General features: G+C 68.2%; 15 protein-coding genes. 1 reads left to right on the forward strand and 14 read right to left on the reverse strand.

The window, feature by feature from the left end; all coding sequences use genetic code 11:
- Position 1: 1 nt before the first annotated feature.
- Entirely contained in the window at positions 2–682 is a 681-nt protein-coding gene (locus BAY15_RS13250) for a hypothetical protein (protein ID WP_068853430.1), read from the reverse strand.
- Positions 679–1,905, reverse strand: a complete 1,227-nt coding sequence (gene trpB, locus BAY15_RS13255; RefSeq protein ID WP_068853434.1) for a tryptophan synthase subunit beta — start codon at positions 1,903–1,905, stop codon at positions 679–681. Before trpB ends, BAY15_RS13250 begins: the two co-directional genes overlap by 4 nt.
- A gap of 95 nt (positions 1,906–2,000) precedes the next feature.
- Between trpB and BAY15_RS13260 the strand changes: the two genes are divergently transcribed.
- A complete protein-coding gene (locus BAY15_RS13260) occupies positions 2,001–2,888 on the forward strand; it encodes a LysR family transcriptional regulator (protein WP_068853436.1) in 888 nt (295 codons plus the stop codon).
- 14 nt (positions 2,889–2,902) lie between these two features.
- Here the strand turns inward: BAY15_RS13260 and BAY15_RS13265 are convergent, their stop codons facing one another.
- The 12 genes from BAY15_RS13265 to prmB all read right to left on the reverse strand — a co-directional run bounded on the left by BAY15_RS13265 (position 2,903) and on the right by prmB (position 20,720).
- The gene (locus BAY15_RS13265) at positions 2,903–4,003 is read right to left on the reverse strand and encodes a toxic anion resistance protein (protein WP_068853438.1); all 1,101 of its coding nucleotides are present in this window, start codon (positions 4,001–4,003) and stop codon (positions 2,903–2,905) included.
- Between the two features lie 39 nt (positions 4,004–4,042).
- Positions 4,043–4,747 carry a hypothetical protein gene (locus BAY15_RS13270; protein WP_068853440.1) on the reverse strand — a complete coding sequence of 235 codons (705 nt, stop codon included), beginning with the start codon at positions 4,745–4,747 and terminating at the stop codon, positions 4,043–4,045.
- Positions 4,744–10,101 (reverse strand): DNA repair ATPase, encoded by a 5,358-nt coding sequence (locus BAY15_RS13275; RefSeq protein ID WP_068853442.1) that lies wholly within the window; start codon positions 10,099–10,101, stop codon positions 4,744–4,746. Before BAY15_RS13275 ends, BAY15_RS13270 begins: the two co-directional genes overlap by 4 nt.
- 89 nt (positions 10,102–10,190) lie before the next feature.
- Positions 10,191–12,209 (reverse strand): hypothetical protein, encoded by a 2,019-nt coding sequence (locus tag BAY15_RS13280; RefSeq protein WP_068853444.1) that lies wholly within the window; start codon positions 12,207–12,209, stop codon positions 10,191–10,193.
- A complete protein-coding gene (locus tag BAY15_RS13285) occupies positions 12,206–12,886 on the reverse strand; it encodes a hypothetical protein (RefSeq protein ID WP_068853446.1) in 681 nt (226 codons plus the stop codon). Before BAY15_RS13285 ends, BAY15_RS13280 begins: the two co-directional genes overlap by 4 nt.
- A 198-nt stretch (positions 12,887–13,084) precedes the next feature.
- Complete coding sequence (locus BAY15_RS13290; RefSeq protein WP_068853448.1) at positions 13,085–13,741, reverse strand: phosphoribosylanthranilate isomerase; 657 nt, start codon at positions 13,739–13,741, stop codon at positions 13,085–13,087.
- The gene (gene truA, locus BAY15_RS13295) at positions 13,738–14,511 is read right to left on the reverse strand and encodes a tRNA pseudouridine(38-40) synthase TruA (protein ID WP_068853450.1); all 774 of its coding nucleotides are present in this window, start codon (positions 14,509–14,511) and stop codon (positions 13,738–13,740) included. Before truA ends, BAY15_RS13290 begins: the two co-directional genes overlap by 4 nt.
- A 43-nt stretch (positions 14,512–14,554) precedes the next feature.
- The gene (locus tag BAY15_RS13300; RefSeq protein ID WP_068853453.1) at positions 14,555–16,456 is read right to left on the reverse strand and encodes a type IV pilus assembly protein FimV; all 1,902 of its coding nucleotides are present in this window, start codon (positions 16,454–16,456) and stop codon (positions 14,555–14,557) included.
- Positions 16,457–16,534: 78 nt separating this feature from the next.
- Entirely contained in the window at positions 16,535–17,560 is a 1,026-nt protein-coding gene (locus BAY15_RS13305; RefSeq protein WP_068853455.1) for an aspartate-semialdehyde dehydrogenase, read from the reverse strand.
- Between the two features lie 112 nt (positions 17,561–17,672).
- Complete coding sequence (locus tag BAY15_RS13310) at positions 17,673–18,698, reverse strand: 2-hydroxyacid dehydrogenase (RefSeq protein ID WP_068853457.1); 1,026 nt, start codon at positions 18,696–18,698, stop codon at positions 17,673–17,675.
- Positions 18,691–19,794 (reverse strand): chorismate synthase, encoded by a 1,104-nt coding sequence (aroC, locus tag BAY15_RS13315; RefSeq protein ID WP_068853459.1) that lies wholly within the window; start codon positions 19,792–19,794, stop codon positions 18,691–18,693. Before aroC ends, BAY15_RS13310 begins: the two co-directional genes overlap by 8 nt.
- Positions 19,791–20,720, reverse strand: a complete 930-nt coding sequence (prmB, locus tag BAY15_RS13320; protein WP_068853461.1) for a 50S ribosomal protein L3 N(5)-glutamine methyltransferase — start codon at positions 20,718–20,720, stop codon at positions 19,791–19,793. Before prmB ends, aroC begins: the two co-directional genes overlap by 4 nt.
- Between the last annotated feature and the right edge of the window lie 36 nt (positions 20,721–20,756).

Consider the following 20,756-nt stretch of genomic DNA (forward strand, 5'->3'; position numbering starts at 1 on the left):
TTCAGGCACATCCTTCTTTCAATTCAACGGCGCCACTGGCGCCCCAGTACAGCTTCGATATCACCCCGCCGAAGATCTCCAGCCGGATCGCCAGATCCGAACCGGGGTCCTGCCAGGTCAGGTACTCACCCACGTCCGGGTCGTAGGCATGCGGTGTGCGGGTGCTGCCGGGGGGCAGGCGTTTGAGCGCGTCGTCCAGCGACATGCCCAGGCGCAGGCCGAACGGCCCCGGCTGGACAATCGCCTCATAGGAACCGTCGATGGTGTCGAGGTCGAAGCGCTGCACGTGGCCATCATCGACCATCATCGACACCCCTTCGGGCAGGCTGCCGCGCTCGTAGTACTCACAGGCGCGCGCACCATCGCCTTCGCTCAGGCCGGCCGAATGCCATGCGCCGTCCGCTTCGACTTCGCTGAAACGCTGGCCGACCAGCACGTCGCCGGCATGATCCAGCGCGACCGAAACCACGGCCGGCGCATCGGTCTGGTCCGCAGGCGGTGCGTCCTGTGGTGCATCCTCGAACGGGCGATCTGCCACATCATCATTGCTCGCCGGCAGCCGGGCCGGCGCAATGGCCGCCGGCGTCGCCGCGGGGGCCAGCACCGGCGGCTCGGGCGGCTTGCAACCGGCCAGACCGACCACGATCAGCAGCGCACTTCCCTGGCGCAGCACTGGATTCACAGAACCAGGCCCTCGCGCGCGGCAATGGTGTGCACGTCCTTGTCGCCACGGCCGGACAGGTTGCACAGCACCAGCTTGTCGCTGGGCAGCTCGCGCGCGATCTTGATCGCCTGGGCCACGGCATGGCTGGATTCCAGCGCGGCCAGGATGCCTTCGCTGTGCGCCAGCTGGTGGAACGCGGCCAGCGCTTCATCGTCGGTGATGCCCACGTATTCGGCGCGACCGGCGTCGGCCAGGAACGCGTGTTCCGGGCCCACGCCGGGGTAATCCAGCCCGGCCGAGACCGAGTGGGTTTCAATGATCTGGCCGTCGTCGTCGCAGATCACATAGGTGCGGTTGCCATGCAGCACGCCCGGGCGGCCTGCCGCGATGGAGGCCGCGTGGCGCCCGGTCTCGATGCCGTCGCCGGCCGCTTCGGCGCCGACGATGCGCACGTCGCGATCGTTGAGGAAGGCATGGAACAGGCCGATGGCATTGCTGCCGCCGCCGACGCAGGCAGTGATCGCATCGGGCAGGCGGCCGTAATCGGTGAGCATCTGTGCGCGTGCTTCGCGGCCGACGATGGCGTTGAAGTCGCGCACCATGCGCGGGTACGGGTCTGGGCCGGCGACGGTGCCGATGATGTAGAAGGTATCGCGCACGTTGGTGACCCAGTCGCGCATGGCTTCGTTGAGCGCATCCTTGAGCGTGGCCGAGCCCGACGTGACCGGCACCACCGTCGCGCCCAGCAGCTTCATGCGGTAGACGTTGATCTTCTGCCGCTCGATGTCGGTGGCACCCATGTACACCACGCATTCCAGGCCCAGCCGTGCGGCCACGGTGGCGCTGGCCACGCCGTGCTGCCCGGCACCTGTCTCGGCGATGATGCGCTTCTTGCCCATCCGCGCGGCCAGCAGGGCCTGGCCGATGGTGTTGTTGATCTTGTGCGCGCCGGTGTGGTTCAGGTCTTCGCGCTTGAGCAGGATCTGCGCCCCGCCGACCTGCCGGCTCAGCCGCTCGGCGTGGTAGATCGGGCTGGGCCGGCCCACGTAATGGGTGAGATCCTTGTCGTAGGCGGCGATGAAGGCGGGGTCACGGCGCGCTTCGTCATAGGCCGCCGCCAGCTCCTGCAGTGGCCCGATCAGCGTTTCGGCAACGAAACTGCCGCCATAGCGGCCGAAATGGCCGTTGGCGTCGGGGTAGGCGTGGAAATCGGTGATGGGGGGGACGGGCGATACGGACATGACGCGACAGCCGTTGGAGACAGGCTGACAATTTAGCGCACATGTGGTGGCCGGAATATCGATATTATCTGCACAAACACGTCAGGAAAACTCACATGAGCCAGACGCCACTGCCGCCCCTCAACGCGCTGCGCAGCTTCGAGGCCACCGCCCGGCTGGGGGGCGTGGCACGCGCCGCAGAAGCGCTGCATGTGACCCACGGGGCGATCAGCCGCCAGCTGCGGCTGCTCGAGGAGCACCTGGGGCTGGCGCTGTTCGAACGCGCCGGCCGCGGCCTGCGCCTGACTGCCGCCGGCCAGGCGCTGCAGGTTGCCTGCGCCGGGGCGTTCACCCAGATCCGCGAGGCGGTGGACACCCTGCAGCGCCGGCAGCGGCCGGAGGCGCTGGTCCTGGGCTGCAGCGGCAGCATCCTGGCGCGTTGGATGATTCCACGCCTGCCCGCGCTGCAGGCCGACCTGCCCCAGGTGCCGTTGCACTGGTCGGCGCAGGACGGCAGCTTCACCGACCAGCAGCAGGCGCTGGATGCGGTGCTGCTGCTGGCGCAGCCGCCGTGGCCGCGTGGCTGGCAGGTGCGCGAACTGGCCCCGGAACGCGTCGGCGTGGTGGTCAGCCCGCAGCATCCGGCTGCGGTGCGCCTGCGCCAGCAGCCACCGCAGGCGCTGCTGCGCGAACCGCTGCTGCACACCACCTCGCGCCCGCAGGCGTGGCCGGACTGGGCGTTGTCGCATGATCTGGACCCGGCGCAGCTGCAGCTGGGCACCGGGTTCGAGCACCTGTACTACCTGCTGGAGGCGGCGGTGGCAGGACTCGGCGTGGCGATCGCGCCCGAGCCCCTGGTGGCCGATGAGCTGGCAGCCGGGCGCCTGCTGGCGCCGTGGGGTTTTGCCGCAACCGGTGGCTTCTGGGTGCTGGCCACCCCGGAGGGTGGCCAGGATCCGCGGGTGGAATCCTTGGCCGGGTGGTTGGCCAAACAGCTGCGGTAGGGTCGTTCCCCCACTTAAACAGCAGTGGGGGCCGCCAGGCGCTGCTGAACGTCATCGCGCAGCTTGGCCAGTTCCACCTCGGCCTGCTGGCGTTGCTGCATGCCTTCGCGGTGGATGGTGCGGACTTCTTCCACGGTGGCGATGAGCTGCTCGTGGGTGTGGCGCAGGGTCGCCACGTCGATCACCGCACGCTGGTTGGCCTTGGCAGTGTCCACCGAGGTCTGCCGCATCAGGTCTGCGTTGCGTCGCATCAGCTCGTTGGTGGCGTCATCGATCGTGTTGGACAGTTCCGCCGCACGCTTCTGCTCGCTCAACGACAGCTGGATCGCGAACTGGCGCTTCCACGACGGAATGGTGATGTCGCGGACGGTGTTGAATTTCTCGATCAGCTGGATCGCATTGGCCTGGATCAGGCGGATCATCGGCAGCGACTGATCGGCCGCATGCTGCATCACGACCAGGTCGCCCACCCGCTTGTCGAGCAGCCGGATCGCGTTGTCCAGCTCTCCCTGGCGGATGCGCACCTGCGGATCTTCACTGCTGGCACCGGCCAGCTGTTCACTGCGCAGGCCGGCCAGCCGCTGCTTGCCGGCGGCGATGTGCAGGCCCAGTGCATGACGTTCGTCGCGCACGATCTCGTGCATGCGGTCGAACTCGCCCACACGCTGGCCCATCAGTGCCTGCTGGCTGCCGACATCGCCGAGCAGCTGTTCGATCTGGCGGTTGGTGTCACTGAACTTCTGCACCAGCTCGCCCTTGGAGGCGCGCAGCTTGTCGATCAGACCCCCGATCACCGGCACCTTCGAACGCTGGGTGAGCCCATCCAGGTTGAGCGTGCGCGCGATGCGCACCACTTCGCCCAGCTTGTCGCCACTGGCGTCCAGGTCGCGGTTGCGCACCTGGTCAAGCAGCTGGCTGGAGAACGCGGCGGTCCTGGCCGCCGCTTCGCGCCCGAACACCTGGAGGTCGCCCGGACGGATATCCTCCAGGCTGCGGCCGATTTCCGCGATGCGCGGCAGGTCGTCAGCTACCAGCCCGAGGGCCTGCAGCGTGGCGTCGTCGACGGCGGCCGGTGCCACGGCAAGCGCGGTGCTGTCCTGCGGGTCCTGGGTCATGGCGTGATCTCCTTGAAGGGGGTCAATCGGGTATGAGGGTCAGTCGAGTCTAGCCTGCGCCGAGGCCAGCTCGGCGGTGATCTGTGCCTGCAGCTGCGCGGCCTGCTGGTTGCGCTGCTGCTGGTCATCGGCGCGGCGCGCCAGTACCGCCTGCCGCCAGGCCGGCAACAACGTTTCGGTGATGCGCTGGCTGCGCGCCAGCAGGGCACTGTCCTGTTCGAACAAGAGCTGCCACTGCCCAGCTTCGAGCTGCTGCACGGCGGCCAGCCGGCGCAGGTGGTCCACGCGCTGGGCCAGTACCGGTTGCAGCTGTGCCGGCAGCGTGGACAGCTGTGCGGCACCGGCATCCGCCCACCGCTGGATGGCCCGTGCCGCATCGAGCGCGTTGGCCTGCGCGGTGGGGTAGCTGCTGCTCTGTTCCCGCAGCGCCTGCGCTGCCGCGTCGGTCTGGGCCACCAAGACGCCAAGGCGCGACTGCCAGTCGCGCGCGTCCAGTTCGCCTTCAACGTCGCGGCCAAGCAGACGCCCCCACCAGCCGGTCTGCCGGCGCACGCCACCAGGCGCCGTCGATTGCAGCACCAGTGCCAGTTGCGCCAACAGGTCAAGCAATGGGCGTGCTGCCCGTGCGGCTGCCGGAGGCGCTGCATCGCGCTGTCCCACTGCGGCCACCACCGCTTCTCCCCAATGCGCCAGATCGGCGGCATCGGGAGCCGATGCTGTCGGCAGGGGCCAGCCCGCACTCATGCGTGCGCGTCGTCCGCAGCGGCCGCGTCACGCGGTGGCCATGCCGATTCGCCGTAGAAATGGCGCATCAGCGCCTCATCCAGCGCGCGCTCTTCAGGCGTGCTGGCGCGGCGTACGCGCGGACGTGCGGCCGGTGCCGGCTCGCGCTCGGCCTGCTGGCGCACCCATCTGGCCAACAACGCCAGCGTCTCGCCAGTGCGGGCCTGCTGCGCATTGGACTGGCCCAGCAGCTGCAGCAATGGCGCAAGGCCCTGCTGCAGACCTTGTGACAAGGGTTCGGCAAGGGGCGCCTCGGCGGGCGCGGCCGCAGGGGCCACGCTGGCGGCATGGGCCTGGGCCAGCCGGTCCAGCGCGGCCAGCAGCGCAGGCCACGGTGCGGGTTCTTCCTCCACCACCGCTGCCGGGGCAGCGCTGGGCTGCAACGCACTGGCGATATCGGCCAGCTGTGCCACCACCCGGCCGCCGACATCGGCGTCGCCGGCGCCCATGGCCTTGTTGCGCAGAAAATCGCGCTTGATCTGGGCCCAGCGCTGCTGTTCTTCGTCGCCCTGCAGCCCGCGCAGCTCAGCCAGCTTGAGCAGGTTCTCTTCCGCACCGGTGGTAAGCAGCTGGGCCTCGCCCAGGTAGTGGTCGGAGACCAGCTGCTGCAGCTCGGCGTCGTTCATCACCGGCGAGATCTTCTCGGCCAGCTTGTTCATGTTGCGGTAGCTGCCCTGCAGGCGGAACGGCGGTTCGGTACGGTAGCGGTCGTCCTGCGCGGCACTGGCGATGTACTGCTGGTTGACCCGGTACACCACGTCGCGCACGCGCAGCATGCGCTGCAGGGTGGCGACGATCTCGTTGATCTCCGCACCGCTGTAGGCGTGGCTGAGCGCGTTGGTCGAGACCTCCTTGCCTGCGGCCCGCTCGGCAAGCAGGTACAGGTCGGCCATGTCGCGGGTAGCCAGCGGGGCCAGCACCGGGTTGGAGGTCAGGCTGTTCTCGATGTAGCTCAGGGTGAAAGCATCTTCCATGCCGCCCAGCACATCGCCCAGGTTGTAGATGTCGGCGCGGTTGGCCAGCATGTCCGGGATCTTGAACACTTCGCCGGACTCGGTGTACGGGTTGCCGGCCATCACCACGCAGAACTTCTTGCCGCGCATGTCGTAGGTGCGGGTGCGCCCGCGCCACACGCCTTCGATGCGGCGGGTGCCGTCGCACAGGGAAATGAACTTCTGCAGGAACTCCGGATGGGTGTGCTGGATGTCGTCGACATACAACATGGTGTTGTTGCCCATCTCCAGCGCCAGGTTGAGCTTTTCCAGTTCCTGCCGCGACGTGGCGTCCGGCGCCTGGGCCGGATCCAGCGAACGCACCTCATGGCCGAGCGCGGGGCCATTGATCTTCATGAAGACCAGGCCCAGCCGGTGCGCCACGTACTCCATAAGGGTGGTTTTACCGTAGCCGGGCGGTGAGATCATCATCAGCAGGCCCATCAGGTCGCTGCGCTTGTTTTCGCCGACGGTGCCCATCTGCTTGGCGAGGTTGTCGCCGATCACGCCCAGGTACACATCGTTGATCAGCTTGTTGCGCACGAACGACGACAGCGGCCGTGCCTTGAATTCAGAGAGGCGCAGGGCATCGCGCTCGCGGCCGATGATGCGCTGGCGCACGCCCTGGTAGGCATGGAACGCCGGCACGAACACCTGCAGGTGGTCGCGCAGGCGGGCCAGGAAGTCATCCAGCGACAACAGCAGGCGCCCCTTCTGCACGCGCGCGTGCTCGCCCAGCAGGCCGTCAACCTGTACCAGCAGCGCCACGTCGCTGGGCCGGGTACGCAACGTGCGCGCAACCAGCAGCAGCGCCGCCGCTTCATCGGCATAGGCGAGGTGGTCGGTGAACGCAGGCAGCTGGCACAACGCGCGCAGCCACTGCCCGGCCAGTGCCCAGCGCGCCGCCAGGCCATCCTGTTCGCGCTGCAGGGCACGGTCGAAGGCCTCGCGCTGGCCGGCGGCCTGCAGCTGCTGGCCCAGTGCATCCAGCAGCGCCTGCGCATGACGGCTGGTACTGAACACCGGCTCGCCGGCGCCCAGTTCCGCGGCGAGATACGCCGCCGCGGCCTGCACCTGAACCGGGTCGAACGGCAGCTTGCGCTCTTCGACGAAGCCGGACAGCGCAGCGTCGATCTCGGCCAGCAGCGCCAGCTGGCCTTCGCGTGACCCGAACAGGCGCACGATCGCATCGGCACCGGCCTGTCGTGCAGGCCACTGCATGACATCGTCGCGGCGTTGCTGCGCGGACCAGAACAGCATTGCCAACGCGCGGGCGCGTGGCGCGTACCGCAGGGTTCCTGCAGCCTGCTGCAGCGGCAGCAGTGCGTGCAGGATCAGGCTGGCGTCGTGGTCATGGATGCCGCGCTCGTACCCTTCGCGGTAACGCGGTGCGGCGAAGTCGCGCACGATCCGTTCCAGCGCGTCGGGCTCGGCGGCACTGCGCTGCAGGGTGGCCAACTCAAGGCCGTCGCGGCCTTCCATCGCCGCCTGCAGCAGGCTCCCGGCCAGGTACTCGCCCCGATACAGCTGCGCCGATTCGGACTCCAGCCCGACCTGCCAGTATGCCTTCAGGCCGGCCAGCTCCGGGTCGTGCAGTGTCTCCAGGAAGTCGGTGCCGGTCAGGTGGATGGCCAACTCATCCCCGCGCGGCAGCAGGGTCAGGTCCAGCGCCTGGGTGTTGACGCTGAAGCGGTGGCGCGGCCCCAGCCGGACCACATTGCCCCCCTCCTCGAACAACTCGGTACGGTCGCGCAGCGCGCGCACGGCCTGGTCGCGCACGCCCTTCAGGCGCGCTTCGACATCGTCGGCCTTGACGCTGTCGCGCAGCTCGCGCAGGCGCCCGGCCAACTCGCGCAGCTTGAGCACCAGCGCGTCGCCGGCGAAGAAGGCGTTGAGCTCGTCGGCACTGGCAAAGCGCTCGGTGCGCTTGGCGAGGCCATCGAGGATGCGGGTGGCGGCGTCCAGCACCGAACGCGCCTTGCGCTGGCGCTCGTCCTGCAGCGCCTGCTTGTGCGTTTCGAAGGCTTCGATCAGTTCTTCGCGCTTGGCCAGGATGTCGCCCAGGAACTGCTCGTGCTCGCCGAACTGGCTTTCCAGTTCTTCCAGCTGCACCAGCAGGCGCGACATCTGCTCATCGGCCCGCTCCGGGTCGGTGGCCATGGCCAGCGCGCTGGTGATGGCCTGGGAGAACAGCGCGAACTGCGCGGCGAACTGCGCCACCGCCTCGGCCGACCCCAGCGTGCGCCGACGCTGTTCGGCGCGCACCCGACTCTGATTGAGCCGGGCGTACACCGCGGAGATGGATTCCACCACGCGGGTGCGTGCGCTGGCGTCATCCACCTTCAACCCGGCCATCAGCGTCGACAGCATGTCCAGGTCGGCCGCCATCGCACGCATGCCAGCCAGCTGCTCGTCCAGCACGCGGGCGCTCTCGGCCTGTTGGGCCGCTTCGTCCAGCACCTGCAGGCGCGCGCCCAGCGGCGCCAGTGCCTGCTCGCCGCCCAGGAACTGGCCGGTGGCCGTACCGATACGATCGTGGGCCTCCTGCAAGGCGGCGGTCATCGCATCGATCACATCGGTGTCGATGTAACGGTAATCGCGGATGGTCAACAGGTGGCCACGCTGGGTGGAGATCGCGTTCAGCGCCTCCACGAAGGCCTGCACTTCGGTCCAGTTTTCCGGCTGCAGGCGGGCCAGCAGGGCCTTCTGGCCGGCCTGCGCCTGGGCCATGGCCTGCGCCGACTGCTGCCGGATCGACTGTACCTTTTCGTACTCGTCCAGCACCGACTCACCGGTGGCGCTGATCTCGCGCAGCAGGCCCGCGGCCCCGTCGCACTGCGCGTCGTCCAGCCAGTGGTGGGCGTCGAACAGCCGCCGGGTGTCCTGCACCAGGCGCTGGTAGCGCTGCACCGACACATCCTGGCCCTCGATGGTGCGGGCCAGGTCGAACAGGTTGGAAATGCCGCGCACCAGTTCGGCATTGCCGATCCGGCCCATGAAGGTATTGCCGGGTGGCCGGCTCGCGGCGAACTCGTCGCTGCTGAAGGGGGTCTGCCACACCTGCATCGGGTGGATGCGGGTGGGCTCGGTGCCTTCGGCATGGAACAGCACCATCCGCCCATCGTGCAGGAAGGCGTAGCCGTGGCCGAACACCGGCGTCTGCAGCACGCGCTGGATGGTGTTGTATACGAACAGGGCCGAGCGCCCGCCCTCACGCTCATAGAAGATGTACAGCACATCTTCGCCGTTCGGCGAGCGGATGGCGCGCTTGAACTGCATGCCCTGCATGGCCGCGTCGAACGCCTTGTGCTCGCCGCTCTGCAGGTAGTAGCCGCCAGGGAAGATGATGCCGTGGTCTTCGGGCAGCTGCACGCAGGCCTGCACGATCGCATCGTTGCGCGTGATGGTGCCGGTGAGTGTGTTGTAGATCAGCCCGCGCCAGGTGGTTTCGCGGTACGGCAGCACCTTCAGCAGCACCAGCGAACCGACCCGGACGAAATCGAACTGTGCGTCATCCAGTGACTGGGTGCTGTCGTCGACCGGTTCGCTGTAGATGCCCTGCCCGCTTTCGGTGTTGTTCTCCACCTTGATGGTGAGGTCGCCACCGGTGGTCTCGACGAACAGGGTATCGAGGATGTTCAGGTGCGAATGGCGGCCACTGACCGCCATGTCGCGGGTGGCCCGGGTCCATTCGAAATCGAACGGTGGCGGCAACGCGATATCGCGTTCGCCGCGGGCGTCCAGATAGGTCAACGCGCCATCGCGGGCGACCGCCCAGCGGAACACGCGCACGTCGGTGCTGCGCTCGCCGATCTGGAAGGACGCCAGCAGTTTGTCGCCGACCTTGATCAGCTGCAGCAGGCGCGCGTGCTTGTAGTACGCATACAGTTCGCCGAAGTCGTGCACGAAGGCGGCCTGCGCCAGGAAGCTGCCCTTGGCTTCCACCGGTACCACGTCGTAGCCCTCGCCCGCCTGTACCAGCCGGTACAGCCCGAACACGTCTTCCACGCGGGTCTGGGTCTTCAGCCCCAGGAAAACGTTGTAACCGAACAGCAGCAGGTCGGGGCCGACCTGCACGATGTCGCGGCCCACGCAGTTGTTCTCGCTGCGGATGCGGAAGCGGCCGGTGACCTCCAGGCGGCTGTCGCCGAATTCGGCCAGGCGCTGCTGGTTGAGCGCATCGGCCAGGCCGCGCAGGCGGCCGCCCTGGTCACCCAACCGGCGGCGCAGCACTTCATAGGCACCCCCTTGGGCAACGGCCTGGTCGACGGTGGTGGTGGCTTCCGGCGGCGACGGCTCGGGACGTTGGGCGGTATCAGACATCGGCTTCCTTCCGGCTCACGGACAACCGGCCGGACAGGCCGGCCAGTGAGAGGGCGTCGACGGCGCGCGCGCGGCGCGCCATCGGGGGCTCAGCGGGCGTCGACCACGGTGGCCGACACGGTTTCGACCTCGGCCAGGTGCTGGTCTTCGATCTTGCGCGGGCTGTCCTCGCGCGGCGCGACGCCCAGGTAGCGCTGCATGAGGTCCTGCACGATCGGGCTCTTGCCGGCCAGCCCTTCGATCGACTTGCCCAGCGACACCGCCTTGATCAGGTTCTCGAACATGCCACCGTCGCCCCCTACCAGGTCGATGTCGGCATTGCGCAGCGCGCTGGCGATGACGCCGGCGTTCTCGCGCGAGACTTCCTTGCCCGCTTCGATCGAGGCCAGGGCCTGCTTGAGGCTGTTGTCGAGCATCATGCGGAACTCTTCGTGGCCGCGCGCGGTATCGCTCAGCGACGCGATGGCCTCGAACTTGCGCACCAGGCCTTCGGCCTCGGCCAGCAGCTTCTTCTGCACCACGCCCGCTTCGGCGCCGCCCACCGATTCGGTGGCGCTGGCGCGGGCACGACCCATCTGCTCTTCGCCCTGGGCCTGCGCCTGCAGGGTCTCGGCCAGCACGCGGGCGTCGTTGGTGCCCTGCTTGAGGCTCGCTTCGGCCTTGGCCTCGATCACGCGGGCCTCGGCGATACCCACCTTTTCGATGGCCAGCGCGGACGCTTCACGCACCTGCGCTTCGGCCAGGCCCGGTGCGGCCTGTTCGGCGCGGGTACCGTCGGCCAGCAGGCGCTTGGCTTCGGCCTGCTTGCCTGCGGCTTCGTGTTCGGCCTGGGCCAGCGTGGTGATCTCCACCGCGCGGTGCTTGGCCGAGGTCTCGGCCGCCTGGGCTTCCTTGACCTGGCGCACCATCAGTTCCTGCGCCTTGGCTTCGGCCTCCAGGATCAGCACCTGCTTCTGGCGATCGGCCTCGGAGACTTCACGCACTTCCTTGATGCGCTCTTCTTCCTGCGCCACGGTCTTGTCGATGGCGATGCGCTCACGGGTGATGTTGGCCACGTCCATCTTGCCGGACTCGACCACCTTGTCCCGCTCCACGCCCTGCAGCTGCACTTCGCGCTGGGTGGTGACCTGTTCCAGCTGGCGCGCACGTTCGACCCGTTCGGCTTCGATGGCGACGGCACGCTGGCGGTTCTGTTCGGCCACCTCGACCTCGCGCATGCGGTTCTGCTCGCGGATTTCGATGACTTCCTGCGCTTCGATGCGGGCCTGTTCGGACAGCTGGCGCTGCTCTTCCTGCACCTTCGCGGTTTCCGCCTGCTCGCGGGCCTGGATGGTTTCAATCTCGCGCTTCTGGCGGGCTTCGGCCTCGGCCTGCTGGCGTTCCAGCGCCAGCAGCGCTTCACGTGCTTCCACGTTTTTCTTGGTGATGGCGAGCTTTTCGTTCTGTTCCAGCTCGTTGGTCACCACGTTCTGCGCGGCGGTGAGCTCGGTGATCTTGCGGATGCCCTGCGCATCCAGGATGTTGTTCTGGTCCAGCAGCAGCTTGGGGGTCTGCTCCAGGTAATCGATGGCGACGTCTTCCAGCGCATAGCCGTTGAGGTCGTTGCCGATCACCGCGATGATCTCGTCGCGGAACTCCTGGCGCTTCTCGAACAGTTCGGTGAACTCGAACTTCTTGCCCACCGTCTTCAGCGCTTCGGAGAACTTGGCATTGAACAGTTCATCGACCGCATGCTTGTCCGAGGCGCGGTCGGCGCCAATGGCCTTGGCCACGCGCAGCACATCGGCCTGGGTTTCATTGACCCGCAGGTAGAACGCCACCGCGATGTCGGCGCGCATGTTGTCGCGGCAGATCAGGCCTTCCTTGCCACGGCGGTCGATCTGCAGGGTGATCAGGCTGATCCGCATCAGCTCGGCGCGGTACAGCACGGGAATGATCAGGGCGCCGGTGAAATGCACCTTGGGCTGGGCGCTCATGTCGTTGACGATCAGGGCCACGCCCTGGTCCACCTTGCGGTAGAACGCCTTGAACAGGCCGGCCAGGCCAAGCATCAGCACCAGCAGGGCGCCCACCCCGATCAGGAAGGGGGCCATGGTCGCAAAACTCATCGGTGGATCTCCTTATCGCCCGGAATCAGGCTGTCTTGGAACGAAAGCGCGGGGTGCCCGTGTTCACGGGCCACCAGGTAGTGGTTGGTCTCGGGCAGGTAGTCGAGCAGGACGATGCGCTCGCCGCGCGGCAGCGGCAGACCGTCGCGCACGCGCACCTGCAGGATGAGTCCGGCACCGCCGTCGTCGACGGTGGCATGGCCGGCCTCGCCGGTGACCTGCGGCGAGGCGACCACCCCGACCCGGCCGAGCAGCGACCGCTGCGGCACCGGGCGCAGCCGCAGGAGCAGGCGACGGATCGGGCGCAGCAGCCAGGCAGTGACCGGTACCGCCGGCACCAGCGCCAACACCGCAGTGGCGCTGCCGGCCAGCCAGCGCATCGGCGCCGGCAGCGGCTGCAGCAGGAAGAGGTGGACGAAATAGGTGGCGGTCCAGCCGAAGAAGGCCAGCAGCGCGATTACCAGCATGACCGGGGCGCCGCCGAGGCCAAGCCGGGCGAACATGCCGGAAAGGCCGTGCAGGCCGTCATCGCCCAGCTCAAGGTCCACGCCGTCGCCGCCGATACCGTCGTCCACCACCCCACAGGCGGCCAACAGCCAATAGACCATGGCGAACGCCAGCACGATGCTGTAAGGCAGCGTGGGAAACGTAAGCGCGACAGTGAGAAATTCCGCCATTCCACTACTTCCCTGCATCGGTGCCGCCCCCGCGGCGTCCTGCAGGAGACACTCCGGCCTCCCGCGACTACGCGCCGGCCTGGCCGCGTCCTGTCCTGTCGATGCTACGTGAAATCGGCGGATACGCACATAGGCGTTTCCGACGCAGAAGGTCTCCCGACCAACGGTCGGGAGCTACCGCGGATTGGCGCCTGAGCGCTAATCCGCTTCGTGACAGTCCGCGCGGCGGACTTCTTCGACGAATTTGCGCATCTTGTAGCCGTCCTTGATGCCCGGCTCGCTTTCAATACCGCTGGAGACGTCCACGCCCCACGGCAGGGTGGCCACGATGGCGTCGAACACGTTGTCCGGGGTGATGCCGCCGGCCAGCAGGAACGGGCGGTGCAGGCCGGTCGGCAGGCGGGTCCAGTCGAAGGCCACGCCGGTGCCGCCACCGCCGCCCGGGGCGTGGCTGTCGAACAGGAAGCCGGCCGCGCTGGGGTAGCGCAGCTGCAGCTGGCGGGCATTGACCTCTTCACGGCCGCCCATGGCCACCGCCTTCAGGTACGGCATGTTGAAGCTGCGGCAGAACGATTCGTCTTCGTCGCCGTGGAACTGCAGCAGGGTCGGCCGCACGGTGCGCAGCACTTCACGCACTTCTTCCTTGGTGTTGTCGCGGAACAGCGCGACCACGTCGACCATCGGCGCGATCGCCTGGCGCATGGCGCGGGCTTCGGCCGGGGCCACGCGGCGCTTGCTTTCCCGGGCGAAGATGAAGCCGACCGCATCCACGCCCAGTTCGCCGGCCAGGCGCACGTCGCCGGCGCGGGTCATGCCGCAGAACTTGATGCGGGTGCGGTAGAAGGAGCGGCTCATAGGGTGACCTCGGCGGGCAGGTGCCAGTTGTCGGGGTACAACGGGCCAACGAATACAAGGCCCTGCGGCGGTGCGGTCGGGCCGGCCACGGTGCGGTCCTGGCCGGCCAGCAGCTCGGCCATCCACGACACCGGCTTTTCCCCACAGCCAATCAGGATCAATGAGCCGACGATATTGCGCACCATGTGATGAAGGAATGCATTGGCCTGAACGCAGACCTCCACGATCTCGCCCTGGCGGGTCACGCTGATCGCCTGCAGCTCGCGGCGGGCGTGCAGCGCCTCGCACTGGGCGCTGCGGAAGGCGCTGAAGTCGTTCTCGCCGAGCAGGGCCTGCCCGGCCTGGTGCATCAGCGCGGCATCGAGCGGCCGGCGCTCCCAGCTCAGGGTCTGCCGGTGCAGTGCCGGGCGGATCTGCCGGTTGAGCAGCCGGTAGCGGTAACGCCGGGCGCGGGCGGAGAAGCGCGCGTGGAAGTCATCGGCCACCGGTACGCACCAGCGCACCGCGATCGAGCGTGGCAGCCGGGTGGTGGTGCCCAGGGTCCAGCCGCGCGGATCACGCGCCACATCGGTCTCGAAGTGCACCACTTGGCATTCGCCGTGCACGCCGGCATCGGTGCGCCCGGCACAGACCACCTGGATCGGCGCAGCGGCCACCGATGAAAGGGCGTCCTGCAGGCTGGCCTGCACGCTGGGGCAGCCGCTCTCACCGAGCTGCTGCCAGCCCTTGAACTCGCTGCCGTCGTATTCCACGCCCAATGCGTAACGCATGTTCAGGACTTCACTTCAAATGCGGGAGGGCGGCCGACGCGGCTCATCCGAGCCGCGACAGCAGCTCGTGCGCCTGCTGCTGGCTGTGCGGGTCGCCCGCCTGGGCAACCTCCATCAGCAGGATGCGGGCGGTTTCGGCATCGCCCAGGTCGAGGTAGGCGATGGCCAGTTCAAGGCGGTCGCGACCGGGTGCACCGAGCGGGGCCGGGTCGTGGTGGACCGGCGCGGGGGCTTCGGCCGCCGCAGCAGCGTCCTCGGGGAATTCGAACACGCCACGATAGGACGGCTGCGCCGCCGCTTCGAGCGCATGCGGCGGAACGACGTCCTCGGCGGCAACCGATGTAGCCAGCACCACCGGGGGGGCAACCGTCTCCTCGGCGTCCTGCACCGGGCGGCCCGGCTGCGGCTCCAGGGTGAACACCGGCTCGCGTCGCCCCGCGTCGAGCACATCCGGCTCGGCCAGCACGTAATCCGGCGCATCGCGCAGGTCGGGCTCGTCAGCGGCCACGTCCTGCTGGGCCGCCAGTTCGTCCACGTAATCGGCGGCGGGAACGGCAGCGGCCAGGCTGGCTGCATCCAGTCCCTCGCGGCGCAGCGGCGGCAGCGGCGACGGCTTGCGCCGACGCGCCACGGCCCAACCGGCCACGATCAAAAGCAGCACCGCCAACCCCAGCCAGGCCCAGCCGCCACTGCCCGCTTCGCGCGTGGCCGGGGCTTCGCCCAGGCGCTGCTGCGCGGCGGCCAGGTCCGTGTCTTTCATGGCAATCAGCGAGGCCTGCTGCTGCTTGAGCTTCTCGAGTTCGGCCACGCGGTTGCGCAGCTCCTGGATCTCGGCATCGCGGGTAGCCACGTCTTCCTTGGCCTGCCGCAGTTGTTCGTTGCCCAGCATGTCACCCTCGCTGCCGGCAGCGGTGCCGGTGGTTGTACCTGCGTTGTTGTCGGTAGCGGCGACCGCCGGGGCGATCTCCAGGCGTCCACCCGCGGCGGCCGCGGGAGCCGCCGACGCAGGCGCAGCCGCGGCGGCCGGCGCGGCTGCGACGCCACTGGCGACCGGCTGCGGAATGGCCGACCGCGACTGGCGCCATTGCGCCGCGTGCTCGCGCACCATGGCGGCGGCCTGGGCGGCATCGACCGGAGCGTCGGTCCCCGCGCTGCGCAGCACGGCGCCCTGCTTGAGCAGGTTGACGTTGCCACGGATGAAGGCGTCGGGATTGGCACGCAACAGGGCGATCATTGCCTGGTCGCGGCTGATGCCCTGCTCGCGGGCCACGCTGCCGGCAATCTGCGACAGGGTCTGGCCCCGCTGCACGGTGATGCTGCCATCAGCGGCCGTGGCCGCCGGCGTCGCGGACGGAGCGGAGCGCGATGGGGCGGCGGGCCGTGCGGGAACCGGCGCGGTGCGCGACGGCGTGGGCTCGGCCTGCGCTACCGGCGCCTGCACCGGTGCAGGTTCGGGCTCGCGCACGATGGCGTTGGACATCGCACCGGCCGGCGCGACGATCTCCGGTTCGGCCACGGCCAACGCACTGTCCGGCGCATCGACCAGCGCCGAATACTCGCGGACCAGGCGGCCCTGCCCCCAGTCGGCTTCAATCAGGAAGTTGAGCGACGGCGTGGTCACCGGCGCCTGCGAGCTCACCCGCACCACGGCACGGCCGTTGGCGTCGCGGGTCAGTTCGAACTGCAGTTCGCTCACCAGCCCGGTCGGGCGTTCCAGCCCGACGCGCGCAAAGGTCACCGGCGAGGCCAGCGCAACGCGCAGGTTCTCGAGCTCGGCCGGATCGGCCGAAATGACCGGGATCTCCGCCAGCAGGGGTTGCCCGGGCTTGGACAGCACCCGGATGTCGCCCAGCCCGAGGGCCATGGCGGAGCTGCTGGCCAGGGCCAGCAGCAGGGTCGAGACATACTTGAGCGGGCGCGATGCGCCCGGAACCCGGTTCTTCATGCGGGCAATATAGCGATTCCCGACCAATACAGCCACGAAGGACGTGGCAGGTACCACGCCCTGCGTGGCACCTCCATCTCAGCCTTCCGCTGCCACCAGCTCGGCCAGCTGCACCGCATTGAGCGCGGCACCCTTGCGGATGTTGTCCGACACGATCCACAGGTTCAGGCCGCGCGGGTGCGACAGGTCTTCACGGATGCGGCCCACATACACTGCATCGGTGCCCGATGCGTGGGTGACCGGGGTCGGGTAACCGCCGGCTTCGTGCTTGTCGACCACTTCCACGCCGGGCGAACGCGACAGCAGCTCGCGTGCTGCATCCGGCGTCACCTTGTCGCGGGTTTCGATGGTGACCGCTTCGGAGTGGCCGTAGAACACCGGCACGCGCACCGCGGTGGGGTTCACCAGGATGCTGTCATCGCCGAGGATCTTGCGGGTTTCCCAGACCAGCTTCATTTCTTCCTTGGTGAAGCCGTTGTCCTGGAAGTCGTCGATGTGCGGGATCAGGTTGAAGGCGATCTGCACCGGGAAGCGCTGCGGGTCGATCTCCTGGAAGCTGAGCAGCTGGCCGGTCTGCTTGCCCAGTTCTTCCAGCGCCGAGCGACCACCGCCGGAGACCGACTGGTAGGTGGCCACGTTGATGCGCTGGATACCGTACTGGCGGTGCAGCGGAGCCAGCGCGACCAGCATCTGCATGGTCGAGCAGTTCGGGTTGGCGATGATGCCGCGCGGGCGGTTCTTCAGCGCCTCGGGGTTCACTTCGGACACCACCAGCGGCACGTCATCGTCGTAACGGAAGGCCGAGGAGTTGTCGATCACCACCGCACCGGCGGCGGCGAACTTCGGGCCGAACTCCTTGGAGACGCTGCCACCTGCGGAGAACAGCGCGATATCCACGCCGTTCGGGTCGAACGTGGCCAGGTCCTGGACCTTGATCTTCTTGCCGTCGAATTCGATGTCGCCACCGGCCGAACGCGAGGAAGCGAGCAGGCTCAGGGTGGCGATCGGGAAATTGCGTTCAGCCAGGATGGCCAGCATGGTTTCGCCGACGGCGCCGGTGGCACCGACGACTGCGACGTGGAAGCGACGATCTTGATTGCTCATGGGAACCTCTTCAACCGTGATGGGGAGTACCGGCCAACGGTCGGTACCTACCGGAATATTCGGGAACGCGGATTGGGCTCGGGGAACCTCGCGCAACAGGCGCGGAGATTCCCTATCGTTTTGCGTCGTCGATTTTTTTGGCAGCCACGGCATCTGCGTTGATCGCGCTCGGCGGGTTGCCGGCGTTCGCGCCCAGGCCGAGCGCGGCCAGCAGGTTGTCCACGGCCAGCTGCACCATCGCCCGGCGCGTGGCCTGGCTGGCGCTGCCGATATGCGGGGTAAGCACGATGTTGTGCAGGGCCAGCAATTCGGGGCGCACCGTCGGTTCGCCTTCGAATACGTCCAGCCCGGCGGCGGCCAGCCGGCCCTGGGCCAGTGCATCGGCCAGGGCCAGTTCGTCGACGATGCCGCCACGGGCGATGTTCACCAGGGTGGCGCTGGGCTTCATCTTCGCCAGTGCGGCGGCGTCGATGATGTGGTGCGAGGACGGGCTGTACGGCAGCACGAGCACCAGGTGGTCGGCCTGCGCCAGCAGCGTGTCCAGCTCGACATACTGCGCGCCCACCTCGGCTTCGGTGGCCTCGGGCAGGCGCGAGCGGTTGTGGTACAGCACGCGCATGCCGAAGCCGAGCGCGCCACGGCGGGCAATACCCTGCCCGATGCGGCCCATGCCCAGGATGCCCAGCGTGCTGCCATGGATATCGGCCCCGAGCATGGTCTGGAACGACCACTGGCCCCACTGGCCGTCGCGCAGCCAGCGTTCGGATTCGGTGATGCGCCGCGCGGTGGCCATCAGCAGCGCGAACCCGAGGTCGGCGGTGGTTTCGGTAAGCACATCCGGGGTGTTGCTGGCCAGGATGCCGGCCGCGCTGAGCGCACTTACATCCAGGTTGTTGTACCCCACGCCGACGTTGGCGATCGCGCGCAGCTGCGGCGCGTTGGCGATCTCGGCCGGGCCGATGCGTTCGTTGAGGGTGATCAGCGCGCCATCGACCCGGGCCAGCTGGTCGGCCAGCATCGCGGGCGTGTAGCGGGTGACCTCGTGGGTCATCGCGAGCTCGACATGCTGCCCGAGCTGTTCGATGACGTCATCGAACAGCGGTTGGCTGACCCAGACCCGGGGGCGCGTCTCAGCCATCGATGGAGCCGGGAATGCGTGGCGCGATCTCGCCCACGTCACCGCACTGGGCGCGGTGGCGCAGCGCCTGGTCCATCAGTACCAGCGCCACCATCGCCTCGGCGATGGGCGTGGCGCGGATGCCGACGCACGGATCATGGCGGCCGGTGGTGATCACATCGACGGCCGCACCGCTGGCATCCACCGTGGCGCCGGGCAGGCGCAGGCTGGAGGTGGGCTTGAGCACGATCGAGGCGGTGACCTGCTGGCCGGTGGAAATGCCGCCGAGGATGCCGCCGGCATGATTGCTGGCGAAGCCTTCGGGAGTGATCAGGTCACGGTGTTCGGTGCCCTTCTGGGCGGCGCTGGCAAAGCCGTCGCCGATCTCCACGCCCTTGACCGCGTTGATGCTCATCAGCGCCGAGGCGAGTTCGCCATCGAGCTTGCCGTAGATCGGCTCGCCCCAGCCCGGCGGCACGCCATCGGCCACCACGTTGACCCGCGCGCCGACCGAATCGCCGGACTTGCGCAGCGCGTCCATGTAGCTTTCCAGCGCGGGGACCTGTTCGGCCACCGGCCAGAAGAACGGGTTGTCTTCCACCGCCGACCAGTCATGGCCGGTCGGGGTGATCTCGCCCAGCTGCGACAGGTAACCGCGCACGGTCACCCCGAAGCGCTGCAGCAGCCACTTCTTCGCAATCACGCCGGCGGCCACGCGCATGGTGGTTTCACGCGCGGACGAGCGGCCGCCACCGCGCGGGTCGCGGATGCCGTACTTCTGCCAGTAGCTGTAGTCGGCATGGCCCGGGCGGAACTGCTGGGCGATGTTGCTGTAATCCTTGCTGCGCTGGTCGGTGTTGCGGATCAGCAGCGCAATGGGCGTACCGGTGGTGCGGCCCTCGTACACGCCCGAGAGGATTTCGACCTCATCGGCCTCGCGCCGCGCCGAGGTGTGCCGGCTCTTGCCGGTGGCGCGGCGCTGCAGGTCGTGGGCGAATTCGTCGGCACTGATCTCCAGCCCCGGCGGGCAGCCGTCGATCACGCAGCCGATCGCCGGACCGTGCGATTCGCCGAAGGTGGTGACCGAAAGCAGCTTGCCGAAGGTATTGGAACTCACGGCCGCTGCGCTGCCAGTTCGGTGATGCGGGCGCTGTGGGCGATCAGCTCGCGGCACTCGACCGCGAAGATGCCCATCTGGCCGACCTTGAATTCAACCCACGCAAAATCGACTTCCGGCAGCAGCTTGACCAGGTGCTGTTCGGATTCGCCCACTTCGCAGATCAGCAGGCCGTCTTCGCTCAGGTGCAGCGGGGCGTCGCGCAGGATCTTCAGTACCAGGTCCAGGCCGTCGTCGCCGGCACGCAGGCCCATTTCGGGCTCGTACGAGTATTCCTTCGGCAGCGCGTCGGTTTCGTCGTTGGTGACGTACGGCGGGTTGGTCACGATCAGGTCGTAGTGGCGGCCGGTGAGGCCGTTGAACAGGTCCGACTTGAGCAGGGTGACGTTGTGCGCCTGCAGGCGTTCCTTGTTCTCTTCAGCCAGCGACAGGGCCTCATCGCTGAGGTCCACGCCGTCCACTTCCCAGTTCGGGTAATAGTGGCCCATGGCGATGGCGATGCAGCCCGAACCGGTGCACAGGTCCAGCGCGCGGTGTACGTCACGGCCGGCCAGCCACGGCTCGAAGCCGGTTTCGATCAGCTCGGCGATCGGCGAGCGCGGCACCAGGGCACGGCGGTCGCTCTTGAAGCTCAGGCCGGCGAACCAGGCTTCACCGGTCAGGTAGGCGGCCGGCAGGCGCTCGCTGATGCGGCGCTCGAACAGGGCCAGCACCTCGGCTTTCTCCGATGCGAGCACGCGGGCGGCGCCATAGGCCGGGCCCAGGTCGTGCGGCAGGTGCAGCGCGTGCAGGACCAGCTGGGTGGCTTCGTCCAGGGCGTTGTCGTAGCTGTGCCCGAAGGTCAGCCCGGCGGCGTTGAAACGGCTGGTGCCGTAGCGGATCAGGTCGATGATCGTATGGAGTTCGGCGGCCGTTTCGGCGGTCATGGCAGGGCAACAGACAAAGTGGCCCCAGATTATAGG

This window comes from Stenotrophomonas rhizophila (genome assembly GCF_001704155.1).
Classification (GTDB): Bacteria; Pseudomonadota; Gammaproteobacteria; order Xanthomonadales; family Xanthomonadaceae; genus Stenotrophomonas; species Stenotrophomonas rhizophila_A.

Excerpts from the sequence above, each read along its gene's own strand:
- trpB (WP_068853434.1), bottom strand. The coding sequence starts at position 1,905 with ATGTCCGTATCGCCCGTCCCCCCCATCACCGATTTCCACGCCTACCCC.
- BAY15_RS13260 (WP_068853436.1), top strand. The coding sequence starts at position 2,001 with ATGAGCCAGACGCCACTGCCGCCCCTCAACGCGCTGCGCAGCTTCGAG.
- BAY15_RS13265 (WP_068853438.1), bottom strand. The coding sequence starts at position 4,003 with ATGACCCAGGACCCGCAGGACAGCACCGCGCTTGCCGTGGCACCGGCC.
- BAY15_RS13270 (WP_068853440.1), bottom strand. The coding sequence starts at position 4,747 with ATGAGTGCGGGCTGGCCCCTGCCGACAGCATCGGCTCCCGATGCCGCC.
- BAY15_RS13275 (WP_068853442.1), bottom strand. The coding sequence starts at position 10,101 with ATGTCTGATACCGCCCAACGTCCCGAGCCGTCGCCGCCGGAAGCCACC.
- BAY15_RS13280 (WP_068853444.1), bottom strand. The coding sequence starts at position 12,209 with ATGAGTTTTGCGACCATGGCCCCCTTCCTGATCGGGGTGGGCGCCCTG.
- BAY15_RS13285 (WP_068853446.1), bottom strand. The coding sequence starts at position 12,886 with ATGGCGGAATTTCTCACTGTCGCGCTTACGTTTCCCACGCTGCCTTAC.
- BAY15_RS13290 (WP_068853448.1), bottom strand. The coding sequence starts at position 13,741 with ATGAGCCGCTCCTTCTACCGCACCCGCATCAAGTTCTGCGGCATGACC.
- truA (WP_068853450.1), bottom strand. The coding sequence starts at position 14,511 with ATGCGTTACGCATTGGGCGTGGAATACGACGGCAGCGAGTTCAAGGGC.
- BAY15_RS13300 (WP_068853453.1), bottom strand. The coding sequence starts at position 16,456 with ATGAAGAACCGGGTTCCGGGCGCATCGCGCCCGCTCAAGTATGTCTCG.
- BAY15_RS13305 (WP_068853455.1), bottom strand. The coding sequence starts at position 17,560 with ATGAGCAATCAAGATCGTCGCTTCCACGTCGCAGTCGTCGGTGCCACC.
- BAY15_RS13310 (WP_068853457.1), bottom strand. The coding sequence starts at position 18,698 with ATGGCTGAGACGCGCCCCCGGGTCTGGGTCAGCCAACCGCTGTTCGAT.
- prmB (WP_068853461.1), bottom strand. The coding sequence starts at position 20,720 with ATGACCGCCGAAACGGCCGCCGAACTCCATACGATCATCGACCTGATC.